Below are 13,257 nucleotides of genomic sequence, written 5' to 3'. Positions count from 1 at the left end.
GGTATCGGTTGTAAGTAACGAATCATCAGTCATCAAATAATAACATAAATAATAAGTAATAAGTAACAATCAATAAAATGAACAGTAAAACGTTAATTTCAGCTGGGGCCATCGCTTTGTTGGCGCTTCCGGCCTTAGCACAGCAACAAACGATGAAACCAGAAGAGACCGAAGTATGGGAACCGGAACCGCGGATGGTTGCAACCGCTCCTGACAAGGCGCCCTCGGACGCCATCGTGTTATTTGACGGCGCTTCACTTGACCAATGGGTGAGCGGCAAGGATGGATCCTCCCCCGCCGGATGGGAAGTGGCCGACGGGGCATTCACGGTGGTGAAAGGCACAGGGGAAATCCGGACTAAACAGGAGTTCTCCGACTATCAATTGCATGTGGAATGGCGGTCGCCTACGGAAATCGTGGGCGAAGGTCAGGGCCGCGGCAACAGCGGTATCTTCATGCAGGGACTGTACGAACTACAGGTGCTGGATAGCTATAACAACCGCACGTATTCCAATGGACAGGCGGCGAGTCTCTACAAGCAACGGATCCCGCTGGTCAATGCGACCAAGCCGCCGGGCGAATGGCAGGCATACGATGTGATCTGGACAGCCCCGCGTTTCAACGCCGACGGCATCCTGGTCAGCAAAGCACGCATAACGGTGATCCACAACGGCGTGTTGGTGCAGAATAATGTCGAATTAGATGGTCCGACGGAATATATTGGTATACCCAAATATAAAGCGCACGGACCGGGTCCGATCGTTCTGCAAGATCACGGAAATCCGGTAAGCTTCCGGAATATCTGGATCAGGCCACTTTGACCGTGTACTACATCCAGACACGCTAAACAAAAAGCCGGATGTCATAACGACGTCCGGCTTTCTTATTTGTTTCTGGCACCCATCACCATTCACCCATCACCAACCACCACTATAACGGTTCAACCACGTTGGTCTTTTCGTAGCTTTCGTTGTGCACGCTGGCCACCGCCCTTCCGGACGGATCGTTCAGGTTCTGGAATGAAGCATCCCAGGCCAGGGCCTCAGGTGTGCTGCACGCGACCGATTTTACCGACGGTACGGTCAGTGCCGCGGTGTCCGACGGAAAATGCTCCGCAAAAATGGAGCGGTACAGGTATTCCTCTTTGTTTTGGGGCGGGTTGATGGGGAAACGCTCGGCGGCGCCAGCTAATTCGCTGTCGCTAACGCGCTGTGCAGCTTGTTCTTTCAGCGTATCGATCCAGCTGTAGCCCACGCCATCCGAAAATTGCTCCTTCTGCCGCCAAGCGATGCTTTCTGGCAGGTAATCTTCAAACGCTTTCCGCACGACCCATTTTTCCATGCGACCCGCACGGATCATTTTATCTTCGGGATTGATGCGCATGGCGATGTCAATAAACTCTTTGTCGAGGAACGGCACCCGCCCTTCAACGCCCCAAGCGGCCAGGGCCTTGTTGGCTCGGAGACAATCGTACAGGTACAGTTTGCCCATCTTGCGTACGGTTTCTTCGTGGAATTCCTTCGCATTGGGCGCCTTGTGAAAATACAGGTAGCCGCCAAACAGCTCATCTGAACCCTCACCCGACAGGACCATCTTGATGCCCATCGACTTGATGACCCGGGCCAGCAGGTACATCGGAGTAGACGCCCGGATAGTGGTCACGTCGTAGGTCTCCAAATGGTAGATCACATCGCGGATGGCGTCTAGCCCTTCCTGGATAGTGAAGTTGATTTCGTGATGTATCGTGCCGATGTGATCGGCGGCCTTCTTCGCTGCGATCAGATCAGGCGACCCCTTCAATCCAACGGCAAACGAGTGCAGGCGCGGGTACCAGGCTTTCTCCTGATCATTGGATTCGATACGGCGCGACGCAAATTTTTTGGTGACCGCTGCAATAACCGACGAATCCAGTCCGCCGGACAACAATACGCCATACGGCACATCAGACATCAGTTGCCTGTGTACGGCATCTTCCAAGCCCCTGCGCAAGATGTCAATGTCGGTGACGTTGTCTTTCACATGCTCGTATTGTTCCCAATCCCTCGCATACCATTTGCGGGGCACATGACCTTCCTTGCTATATAAGTAGTGGCCCGGAGGGAACGTTTCGATACGGGTACAATAGCCTTCCAGCGCTTTCAGTTCCGATGCCACGTAAAAGGTACCCTGCTCATCCCAACCGATATACAAGGGGATGATGCCAATGTGATCGCGGGCAATCAGGTAAGCATCCTGCTCGGCATCGTACAAGGCAAAGGCAAAGATCCCATTCAGGTCTTCCAGGAAACCGTATCCTTTTTGTTCATATAATGCCAATATCACCTCACTATCACACTGTGTGGAAAATTCATAGTCAGGCATTTGACTCCGCAGCTGCTGGTGATTATAGATCTCGCCATTCACCGCGAGTACAATGGTATGGGTTGGATTATACAACGGCTGTTGGCCGGATTTTGGATCTACAATTGCTAAACGTTCATGCGCCAAAATAGCTCGCTCTGAGCTATATATCCCCGACCAGTCCGGTCCGCGGTGTCGGATGCGTTTCGACATCTTCAACACTTGGGGGCGCAATTCTTCTGCCTTTACTTTCAGGTCAAAAGCACCAATGATTCCACACATAAATTATTATTTAAAATACAAGTAGTTGCAATAATGATGCAAAGTAACAAATAAAATATTGACATTTGCAACAATTCTTATTTTTTTTAATCATTTTTTCAATGAAACTGGATTTTTTAAGAAATAATATTAATGAAAACAAGAATAATCTGTCACAATTCTAACATAAAGCCATGGCGTCCCTTTTGGCAGGCTGGCGCAGAAATGCTATTTTTGCGGGGTGAAAAAACGAATCGCCATTTTCGCTTCCGGCTCAGGGTCAAACGCTCAAAAGATCATGGAATATTTCAAACACCATGACCAGGGAGAAGTGTCGCTTGTGTTGAGCAATAATCCCGACGCCTACGTGTTGCAGCGCGCGGATAACTTCGAAGTGCCTACTCATGTGTTTGACCGGCATGCATTTTATGAAACCGATGAAGTGGTCAATGTGCTGGACAGGCTGAAAGTCGATCTGGTGGTATTGGCCGGATTTCTTTGGCTGGTGCCGCAAAACCTGCTGCAGAAGTTTCCGAATAAGATCATCAATATCCATCCGGCGCTGCTGCCCGCATATGGCGGCAAGGGCATGTATGGCGACCGAGTACATCAAGCCATATTAGATGCCGGGGACGAGGAATCGGGTATTACCATCCATTTTGTCAATGAACACTTTGACGAAGGCGAGATCATCTACCAGGGCCGATTCCGCATCGAGCCGGACGACAGCCTGGAAGTCGTCAAATTCAAGGGGCAGCAATTGGAGCATGCGCATTACCCTAAAATTATCGAAAATCTGCTAAAGAAGATGTAACGCTCCTCTATAAAAACCCTATCTTTGCGGCTCAAATACTAACAGCTAATTAACGCATGAGCCACCCGGTTAAAATAAAAAATGCACTGGTATCCGTCTATTATAAAGACGGCCTAGGTCCCTTAATCCATTTATTGAATCAATACGGCGTCACCTTTTATTCCACGGGTGGTACCGAGAGCTTTATCCGCGACCTGGGTTATAACGTCATCCCGGTGGAGGAGTTGACGGGCTACCCATCCATACTGGGCGGCAGGGTAAAAACGCTTCACCCTAACGTATTCGGCGGCATCTTATCCCGCCGTCCCGTGGATGCCGACCGGCAGCAACTGCAGGAGTACAACATCCCTGAAATCGACTTGGTCATTGTAGACCTCTACCCATTTGAGGAAACCGTGGCATCGGGCGCACCGGAGCAGGAGGTTATCGAAAAAATTGACATCGGCGGGATTTCGCTGATCCGCGCGGCGGCCAAGAATTTCAATGATGTGACCATCATCGCCTCCAAGGATGCGTACAAACCGCTGGAGGACATCCTCACCGAAAACGAAGGCTATACCTTTCTGCATCACCGCAGGGAATTTGCGAAACGTGCGTTCAATGTCTCTTCCCATTATGATTCGGCCATATTCAACTATTTTAACCTAGAGGAACCCTTGCAGGTATTCAAGCGGAGCGAGCAGCAGGCCCAGGTACTGCGATACGGCGAAAACCCGCATCAGAACGGGGTCTTCTATGGTGATTTGAGCAGCCTGTTCGAAAAATTGAATGGAAAGGAATTGTCATACAATAATCTGGTGGATGTGGATGCGGCCGTCGCGCTGATCGACGAGTTTGATACGCCCACATTCGCGATCTTGAAACACACCAATGCCTGCGGTGTCGCTTCCCGCGCGGATCTGCGGTCGGCTTGGGAGGATGCGCTGGCATGTGATCCGGTATCCGCATTCGGCGGCGTCATCATCTGCAACGGCGAAATCGACGAGGATACGGCTGCGGAGATCAATAAACTTTTCTTTGAAGTGCTGATTGCTCCTGCTTATTCCGAGGGCGCCGTGCGAGTGCTCGCTTCCAAGAAAAACCGGATCATACTAAAGAGAAACCCTACCCTATTGCCCGGTAAACAATTCAAGACACTATTGAATGGCATCATCGAACAAGACAAGGATGCGGTGATCGAAAGCCCCGAACAGATGCGCCCGGTGACCGATCGGGAACCGACCGAAAAGGAATTAGCGGACCTCTATTTCGCCAATAAAATCGTGAAGCATACGAAGTCCAACGCCATCGTATTGGCCAAGGATGGTCAGCTTTCCGCGAGCGGTGTCGGGCAGACCTCGCGGGTGGATGCGCTGCGTCAGGCCATTCTGAAAGCCAAATCCTTCGGCTTTGACTTACATGGAGCGGTCCTGGCATCGGATGCGTTCTTCCCGTTCCCGGATTGTGTGGAGATTGCGGCCGAAGCGGGCATCACGGCTATTGCGCAACCTGGTGGCTCTATCCGCGATCAGGAGTCGGTGGACATGGCTAACAAAAAAGGGGTGGCGATGGCCATTACCGGGGTGCGGCATTTTAAACACTAGTTAATACCATGAAATTCGGAAGCGTTGACAACCCGGAGGTGATTGATTTCACGCTCCCCCCTACTCATCCTGACACACTGGCCTTGCTGGGCAGGGGCAAAAAGGCTGACCAATTGGAAGTTTTCGTCGGTTGCGCCAAATGGAATAAGCAAGACCTCAAGGGATTTTATCCCCGCGGTACCAAGGACGAGCTGACCTACTATGCCACGCAGTTCAACAGCATTGAGCTGAACGGCACGTTTTACAATTCGCCCGATAAGCAGCAGGTGGAAACGTGGAAAACCAAAACCCCGGCTGATTTCAAGTTCTTCCCCAAGGTACCGCAGTCCATCAGCCATTATGGCCGGTTGCTGAATGTGGACGATAAAATGACTGCTTTCTGCGATGCGATCGCCCTGTTCGAAGATAAGCTGGGCATGAGTTTCCTTCAGTTGCATGATAATTTCAAGCCAAGGGATTTTGAACGCTTGGCGACTTTTGTGAAAAAATTTTCCAAGGCTGCTCCCATGGCGGTGGAGGTACGCAATGCGGAATGGTTTGCCGATGCGGCTGCAAGCCAGCGATTATATCGTCTGCTGGAAGCCGAAAACGTGGCGAATGTACTCGTGGATACGGCCGGTCGCCGCGACATGCTGCACATGCGCCTGACGACGCCCTCAGCGTTTGTCCGCTACGTAGGTGCCAACCACCCGACGGACAAAAACCGGCTGGATGATTGGGTTGCCCGGATTGAGGAGTGGTATAACGCCGGATTGCGATCGCTGTATTTCTTCGTACACCAAAATATCGAAGTGGAATCCCCCCTATTATCCACTTATTTCATTGCCCAGCTCAATAAAGCCCTCGGCCTTCGTGTAAGGGGACCCGAAAGCAGGCTGTTTTAACGCCGGGGATGCAATCGCTCAATGCGCGTGTCCGGCTGTGCCGGAGAGGATGGCATTGATGAAAAATGCACCCTTCACCGCGATTTTTTGACTATCCGTCAATGTCATGACAGGCGTAATGGCGGTATATCCAACATCCGAGATGCCCTTCACCACTTCTATCCGTTCGAAATTAGTGGCGTGTCCGTGGTCTTCTTCCTCGCCGTGTCCGTGGTCCTCTTCTTCCGGCGCCTTATCCGTGACAACAAAGATATAGCTTTTACCCCCCGTGTCTACGATCGCTTCATTGGGAACGGCCGTCTGCAGGGCGTTATCCAAGCTGATCAGCGCAGAAACATTCATGCCATCGATCAATCCCGTTTTGTCGCCATCCACTGCACAGTGTACCGGTACAGATTTGCTTTCATTTTCAAAGGCCGAGCCGATGGCATAAATGCGGGCATTGTAGGTTTTGCTCGGACTGTTGGTCAACACGAAATGGATCTGCTGCCCTACTTTCAGGCTGGGCAGGTCTTTTTCAAATACGTTCAGGTCCACGTGCAGCTGGCTGTTTTCCACGACTTCCGCGACCGGAGATTCGACATCTACAAAACTACCCTGCTTGGCAAACACCTCGCTGACCACCCCGTTTACCGGACTGCTGATGGTTACTTCGCTCCGGAACTGCTCGGGATGAATGGTACCCACATCCAGCCCCATCAATTGCAATTGCTCCCGCAGGGAGGTCTGCCTGGTTTTCAGCTTATTATATTCCATTTCCGCCTGTTGCAGGTTTTTCAGAGCACCCACATTTCCGGCATTAAGGGTCTTTTGTCGCTGCCGCTCTTGGTCGGCCAGCACCAGCTGGTCTGAAAGGTTCAAATACTCTTCCTGCAATTGGATAAACTGTGGGTGCACCAACGTGGCAACCGTCTGCCCTTTCCTCACGGGGTTGCCGACATCCACATTCAATCGCCGGATGACACCGCCGTAAAGTGACGTGATAACCGCTTTATTGGCATTCGGAACCTTCAGCTTGCCATTGACGCGCAGTGTAGCCGTCAGTGCCTTTTGTTCGATGGTTCCTACTTGAACGCCGATGGTCTTCAATTGCGTTTCCGTGATGGTGGCTACCGTGCCCTCGGATTCACCCTCGCCGTGCCCATGCTCTTCAGCTTCGCCGCCCTGCTGCCTGTTGCAGGCGGCAAGCAATGTGATGCATATTGTGACTATAAATATCCTGGTTTTCATGACTGACATTAATTGTTTAAATAATATTGGATGGTAATGACCGATTGGTTCACCGAATGAATCGTTTCCAGGTGGGACAACTCCGTATCGGTCGCTGTCTGCAGCGCATTAAGGTATTCGATATACGACAGTTCACCGGTCTGATACCCTAACTGTGCCGCCTGGAGGAGTTTCGTCGCGTTCGGCAAGGCCTCCTCCGTGAGGTAACGATAACGTTCGGTCAGCAAGGCATAGGTTGACAATTCCTGTTCAACACGCGTCCGGAACAGCAAGCGCTGGTTAGCACCCGCGGCCTTCGCAGATTCGGCCTCGTATTCCAGACTTCGGATACGGGCATTTGAAGCACCGAACGTCAACGGCACCGTGATGCCGACAGCGAGGTAGCTGAACCGTTTATCAGTCTCGTACCGTCGGGAAATGCCTCCGATGTCATAGGTGCCTACCAACGACTGGTTGCCGTATCCCACCGAAAGATCGGGTAGCGTACCGGCGGCTTCCACCCGTTTGTCGGCACGTGCGATTTCGGCTTCCTGTTCGTACAGCTGTACAAGCGGGTGCTGTCCGGCCGTTGCCGTATCCGGCGCACCCTGCAACGGCAGTGGGTCAAACGGCAGATTATCCGGCACAGCCCAAGCATTACCAGTGTCCATCAGCGCAAAAAGCTGCTCCATCATATTCCGCAAACGGGTGCCATTTTCCAACACCAGAAGGTTCACCTCCCCCTTTTTTGTTTCGGCAACGTTAATGGCCAGCTGACCGCTTTCACCGGCTTCGTAACGGACGCGCGCACCGGCAACAAACTGGCCATAGAGGCTGTCGAGCCGGCGCAACAGCTTTTGCCGCTCTTGGAGGTATCGGATTTCCTGGTAAGCCGACCGGACCTCCTGCCGAAGGCTGTTCAGTACCACGTCTCGCTGGATGACTGCGCCCCGCCGTTGGGCTTCATAGGCCTTCGACCGGGCACCGAATACGGTTGGAAAGGGAATGGACTGCGATATTTCGAGTGCATTGTCCCTTTCCGGGCTGTTGAAGTTGCCGTATTGCCCTGTTACCTCGGCCTTGGGCAATTCAAAGGCAGCGCCTTTCCGCACTTGGGCAGCCCTTACCTGCAGCTCCGATGCCGCGAGTTGCTTGTTATTGGCTAACGCCATTTCAATTGCCCGTTCTTCGGTGAGCACCGTGTCACCGAACGCCTGCGCTTCTGCTTTGCCGGGCCAACCGGCTAATGGGAGCAGTAGGATAACCGTCCAGATCGCCGACGGTCTAGCCCGATTGCCTTTATTTCTGTCCTGGAAAATCAAGTACAGGAGGGGCAGCACGAATAAGGTTAAAAAAGTGGCAGTTGCCAAGCCGCCGATGACCACCGTGGCCAACGGCCGCTGCACTTCTGCCCCAGCGGTAGTACTCAGGGCCATCGGCAGGAAGCCAAGGCTGGCGACGGTGGCGGTCATCAGCACTGGCCGTAAGCGGATACGGGTGCCTTCCATGACCCGTTTTACCACATCGTCCATGCCGTCTTTATGCAGCTGGTTGAACGTGCTGATGAGTACGATGCCATTCAAAACAGCCACCCCGAACAGCGCAATGAACCCGATTCCGGCAGAAATGCTGAACGGCATGCCGCGCAGCAACAAGGCAAATACGCCGCCAATGGCGCTCATCGGTATGGCGGTAAAGATCAGGATCGCTTGTCTGACCGAACGGAACGTGAAATAAAGTAACATGAAAATCAGTAATAATGAAACCGGGACAGCCAGCATAAGGCGCTGCGAAGCTTCCTGGAGGTTTTCGAACATACCACCGTAGGTATAATAATATCCGGCAGGCAGCTTCACTGCCTGCTCCAGTTTGCCCTGGAGCTCATCAACGACACTCGCTACATCACGGCCGTCCAGATTGAACCCGATGACGATCCGCCTTTTTCCCTCTTCGCGGCTGATCTGCGCCGGTCCGACCTTAAACGAAATATCAGCCAACTGAGATAGCGGTACCTGGCCGCCTTCTGGCAGCGGCACCCAAAGGTTGCCTACATCGGCTATAGATGTCCGGTGCGCACTGTCCAGGCGGACAACCAGGTCGAACCGCCTTTCGTTTTCAAAAACCAGCCCTGCGCTTTTACCCGCAAATGCCGTACTCAGCATATCGTTGAGCTCGGACACATTCAGACCATAGTTTGCCATGCGCGTGCGGTCATAAACGACATTGATCTGCGGCAGCCCCGCGATGCGCTCCACCTGCGGAGTGGTGGTCCCCCGCACTTGCTGGATGACACCCGACACCTGCTCGGCATACGCCAGTAACGTATCCAGATCTTCGCCGAAGATCTTGACCGCCACATCCTGCCGGATACCGGTCATCAATTCGTTGAACCGCATTTGGATGGGCTGATTAGCTTCGAAAAATACACCCGGAATCACTTCCAGTGCTTCCAGCATCTCCTCTGCAAGTTCGCCGTAGCTTTTGGCTGTTGACCACTCGTCCATGGGTTTGAGGATAATCATCATATCTGTCGCTTCCGGCGGCATGGGGTCCGTTGGCACCTCGGCCGCGCCGGTTTTCCCGACCACCATTTTTACCTCCTCGAACCCTTTCAGGATACGCGATGCCTGCATGGACGTTTCGATGCTTTGGCTCAGGGAAGTACCTTGCGGCAGAATGCAATGGAATGCAAAGTCCCCTTCCTCGAGATTCGGGATAAACTCGCCGCCCATGCGCGAAAAGATCAACAATGTACACCCAAACAAGAGGAGGGTAACCGCTATAAGCCAATATTTGATCCGGATGGCCTGCTCCAGCAATGGTTCGTACACCCGGTGGAAATACCGCATCATGCGATCAGAAAATGTTTCCCTATCCTTCCATTGTTTTGGCAAAAACTGGGCGCACATCATCGGTATGTACGTCATTGACAGAATCAATGCGCCGAGGATCGCAAAACCAACGGTCATGGCCATGGGGCGGAACATCTTTCCCTCGATGCCGACCAGCGTGAGGATCGGGATATAGACGATCAGGATGATTATTTCGCCGAAAGCGGCAGACGTCCGGATTTTGGAGGCCGATTCATACACCTCCTTATCCATCTCGTGCTGGGTAAGTCTGTTCGCCGACTTGCGCAACCCCAAATGATGCAAGGTTGCTTCCACCACGATGACCGATCCGTCGACAATGAGGCCGAAATCAATGGCTCCAAGACTCATTAGGTTGGCACTCACCCCAAATACACGCATCATCCCCAATGCAAACAGCATGGCCAGCGGGATGGCCGAGGCGACAATCAGTCCGGCCCGGAGATTCCCTAAAAACAGCACCAGCACGAAAATGACAATGAGCGCGCCTTCGATCAGATTCTTCTCGACGGTTGCCATGGCTCGTCCGACCAGTTCCGTGCGGTCCAGATAAGGTTCAATGATGATATCCTCGGGTAGTGACTGCTGGATGGTGGGGATCTTTTCCTTGATCCGGTTTACGATTTCGTTGCTATTCTCGCCTTTCAGCATCATCACCACGCCGCCCACGGCATCCACCTCGCCATTATAGGTAAGCGCTCCGTACCGGATGGCATTTCCGAACCGGACGTCTGCCACGTCTTTCACGAAAACCGGAACGCCATCGGACGAACGCTTGACGACGATATTGCCGATATCGGTCAACGACCCGACGAGGCCGATACCCCGGATAAAATAGGCATTCGGCTTTTTGTCGATGTAGGCACCGCCCGTATTTTGATTATTCGTTGCTAATGCGGTGAAAATGTCGGGGATACTGACACCCATGGCATTCAGCCGATCGGGGTCAACGGCCACTTCATATTGCTTGAGCAATCCGCCGAAACTATTGATTTCCGCAATGCCCGGCGTGCCGCGCAGTTGACGCGCAACGATCCAGTCCTGCATGGTCCGCAGGTCGGTAGCCGAATACTTACCCTCACTGCCTTCTTTAGGGTGGAGAATATATTGGTAAACTTCGCCCAAACCCGTGCTCACTGGCGCAAGCTCTGGTTTACCGATCCCCTCGGGGATTTGCTCGGTGGCTTCCTGCAGGCGTTCATTGATGAGCTGGCGGGCAAAATAAATATCTACGTCCTCTTCAAAAACCGCGGTAATCACAGACAGTCCGAACCGGGAAATACTCCGGATCTCCTCCAGATCGGGCACATTGGCAATGCCCTGCTCGATCGGAAAGGTGACCAGCTGCTCCACCTCCTGTCCGGCTAATGTGGGGCAAATGGTGATAATCTGCACCTGGTTATTGGTAATGTCCGGCACCGCATCAATCGGAAGCCTGGATGCACTCCAAGCCCCCCAAATGACCAGTGCCAGGGTCAGCATACCAATGATGATTTTGTTGGCGATGCTGAATTTGATAATCTTTTCTAGCATAGTTACTGTCGGTTAATTCATCGTCAATCGACTGGCATTGCATCTGATGCGCAGCCATAGCGATATTCGCAGGATATCCGGGAAAAGGCCCGGAAAGATTAACCGATCAACTGAGGGGGTTGCCAGATGGCATTTCTGATCGAACTGGGTACGGTAAAGGTATGGGCCACGCTATTTCCCGCAACCGGAAAATCAAAGGGCTTGGACACCGAGATGAAGGCATGATCCAAGGCCAATACGACCCCGCAACAGCCGCACGCGCAGAATGGACTGCACAGCCCGTGGTTATGAGCATGTGCGTCGGCAACGGAAGTGACAGAAGCCTCCGTCCCATGGTCATGCTCCATATGCGTATCGGCGCAGGGCCAACACGCCAGCACCGTGACGTACCATAGGAGTATGCAACGCAATACCTTCACATCCCAAATGTACAAATTGCTTTTTTTACTTCCACTTGGTCATCAAAATTTGACAGAAAAACAAGCACGCTGGCAGTCAGATCCTTCATTAATCGTCAAATTTCTCCAATTGCCGGAGCAACGTGGCGAAATCTTTGGGATACGGAGCCTCGAAGTGGTATTCCTGACCATCCAGGGCAAAGCGGAGCTCGCGTGCATGAAGGGCAAACCGCCTCATGATAGGCTGCTCTTCATGCCCTTTGCTCAGCGTATAGCCCCGCTTCTTGATCTGCGAGAGGTAAGCGGGTTTGCCGCGGTAGAGCGCATCGCCCACGATCGCCGCGTGCTGGGTAGCCAAATGGATGCGGATCTGATGCATACGTCCGGTCACAGGCCTGCATTCCACCAATGTATAATGCTTGAAATAGCGCAATGATTTGAAGTACGTCTCCGCCCGCTTACCATTCGCCCGGTCGATCGTGACGTTTTTATTGCCAAGGTTGAGGATCGGCAGATCCACCAGCAGGTCTTCGAAAACATGTGTTCCCCCGATAATGGCGTGATAGGTTTTGGAGACGCGCCGTCGTTCAAATTCAATGGACACCAATCGGTAGGTTTCCGGATTCTTGGCAATCAGCAAAAGCCCTGATGTGTCTTTATCTAAGCGGTGGCATACCTGAGCATCAGTATGATATCGCTTTGCGAGCCGGAGCACACTGGCCTCCCCTCCCTCCCGCTCGTCCAATGACGCCAAAAATGGCGGCTTGTTGATGACAATGAGGTTGTCATCTTCATGGATGATCATATCAGCAAATTGCGGCAGTTTCGGCATGTGGCCCTCGAGGGTGTTCATGGCAACAAAGGTACGTAATCGCCTTGAAATTGGAATTTTTTTGATATTCAAACGAACTTGGACACCGTTGAAGAAAGGGATTTTTTGTTTTATGGTGTATCAAAAACGACTGTTTGCAGGTATCGAGATTTTTATTACGATGACATACAGCAAGTTGTATTTAAAGTTGTATAGGGATTGTACAATTCACTATATCACCTCATTTCCAATTCCACATACCGCTGGATAATTGTGGCAAAGCCCGTTTCAAGCCAAAAGTCCGACGACACCATTCCGCTTGACATGCCTCCTTTATCATATTTTTTTAAGAAAAAATGAGTGCCGCGTTTGGGTGACTTACCAGTCAATTCTTTGAAATGCTTATGAAGCAGATGTTCCAGTTCAAGAGCTGAAGTAGGGACGTTGACTTCTTGAAATGCCGTTTTAAGCTCCTTCCATAAGAGTGGATCGCCTCGCAGGCCCCACTGATTTGGTTCCCTGTCAAAATATTTGGATGCATTATTTTGTTTCAT

10 protein-coding genes are annotated in these 13,257 nt (G+C 52.0%); 4 read left to right on the top strand and 6 right to left on the bottom strand.

The genetic code is table 11. The features are described from left to right. Positions 1-77 precede the first annotated feature (77 nt). Positions 78-821 (top strand): 3-keto-disaccharide hydrolase, encoded by a 744-nt coding sequence (locus tag ACMGDE_RS15635; RefSeq protein WP_436833759.1) that lies wholly within the window; start codon positions 78-80, stop codon positions 819-821. 109 nt (positions 822-930) lie between these two features. On the opposite strand, the gene asnB is transcribed toward ACMGDE_RS15635, so the two are convergent. After that, positions 931-2,622: an asparagine synthase B gene (asnB, locus tag ACMGDE_RS15630; RefSeq protein ID WP_436833758.1), complete on the bottom strand. Its 1,692-nt coding sequence runs from the start codon at positions 2,620-2,622 to the stop codon at positions 931-933. A 220-nt stretch (positions 2,623-2,842) separates the two neighbouring features. On the opposite strand from asnB, the gene purN reads away from it, so the two are divergent. From purN to ACMGDE_RS15615, 3 genes are read left to right on the top strand one after another with little or no spacing between them, the layout of a single operon-like run. Then, on the top strand, positions 2,843-3,415 hold the full coding sequence (gene purN / locus ACMGDE_RS15625; protein ID WP_436833757.1) for a phosphoribosylglycinamide formyltransferase: 573 nt from the start codon (positions 2,843-2,845) through the stop codon (positions 3,413-3,415). 56 nt (positions 3,416-3,471) lie between these two features. Then, positions 3,472-4,998, top strand: a complete 1,527-nt coding sequence (gene purH / locus ACMGDE_RS15620) for a bifunctional phosphoribosylaminoimidazolecarboxamide formyltransferase/IMP cyclohydrolase (RefSeq protein ID WP_436833756.1) — start codon at positions 3,472-3,474, stop codon at positions 4,996-4,998. A gap of 8 nt (positions 4,999-5,006) precedes the next feature. After that, complete coding sequence (locus ACMGDE_RS15615) at positions 5,007-5,882, top strand: DUF72 domain-containing protein (protein ID WP_436833755.1); 876 nt, start codon at positions 5,007-5,009, stop codon at positions 5,880-5,882. A gap of 18 nt (positions 5,883-5,900) precedes the next feature. Here ACMGDE_RS15615 and ACMGDE_RS15610 read toward each other — a convergent pair whose 3' ends face one another. From ACMGDE_RS15610 to ACMGDE_RS15590, 5 genes are all read right to left on the bottom strand, one after another. Beyond that, positions 5,901-7,112 (bottom strand): efflux RND transporter periplasmic adaptor subunit, encoded by a 1,212-nt coding sequence (locus ACMGDE_RS15610; RefSeq protein ID WP_436833754.1) that lies wholly within the window; start codon positions 7,110-7,112, stop codon positions 5,901-5,903. 8 nt (positions 7,113-7,120) lie between these two features. Further along, entirely contained in the window at positions 7,121-11,494 is a 4,374-nt protein-coding gene (locus ACMGDE_RS15605; RefSeq protein WP_436833753.1) for a CusA/CzcA family heavy metal efflux RND transporter, read from the bottom strand. Positions 11,495-11,592: 98 nt separating this feature from the next. Continuing rightward, on the bottom strand, positions 11,593-11,913 hold the full coding sequence (locus ACMGDE_RS15600; RefSeq protein ID WP_436833752.1) for a DUF6660 family protein: 321 nt from the start codon (positions 11,911-11,913) through the stop codon (positions 11,593-11,595). A gap of 88 nt (positions 11,914-12,001) precedes the next feature. Further along, complete coding sequence (locus ACMGDE_RS15595) at positions 12,002-12,745, bottom strand: RluA family pseudouridine synthase (protein WP_436833751.1); 744 nt, start codon at positions 12,743-12,745, stop codon at positions 12,002-12,004. Between the two features lie 194 nt (positions 12,746-12,939). Then, complete coding sequence (locus ACMGDE_RS15590; RefSeq protein ID WP_436833750.1) at positions 12,940-13,257, bottom strand: hypothetical protein; 318 nt, start codon at positions 13,255-13,257, stop codon at positions 12,940-12,942.

The organism is Parapedobacter brassicae, assembly GCF_051400755.1.
Classification (GTDB): Bacteria; Bacteroidota; Bacteroidia; order Sphingobacteriales; family Sphingobacteriaceae; genus Parapedobacter.
Note: the sequence above shows the minus strand (reverse complement) of the source record. Positions and strands in the feature narration are given on the sequence as shown.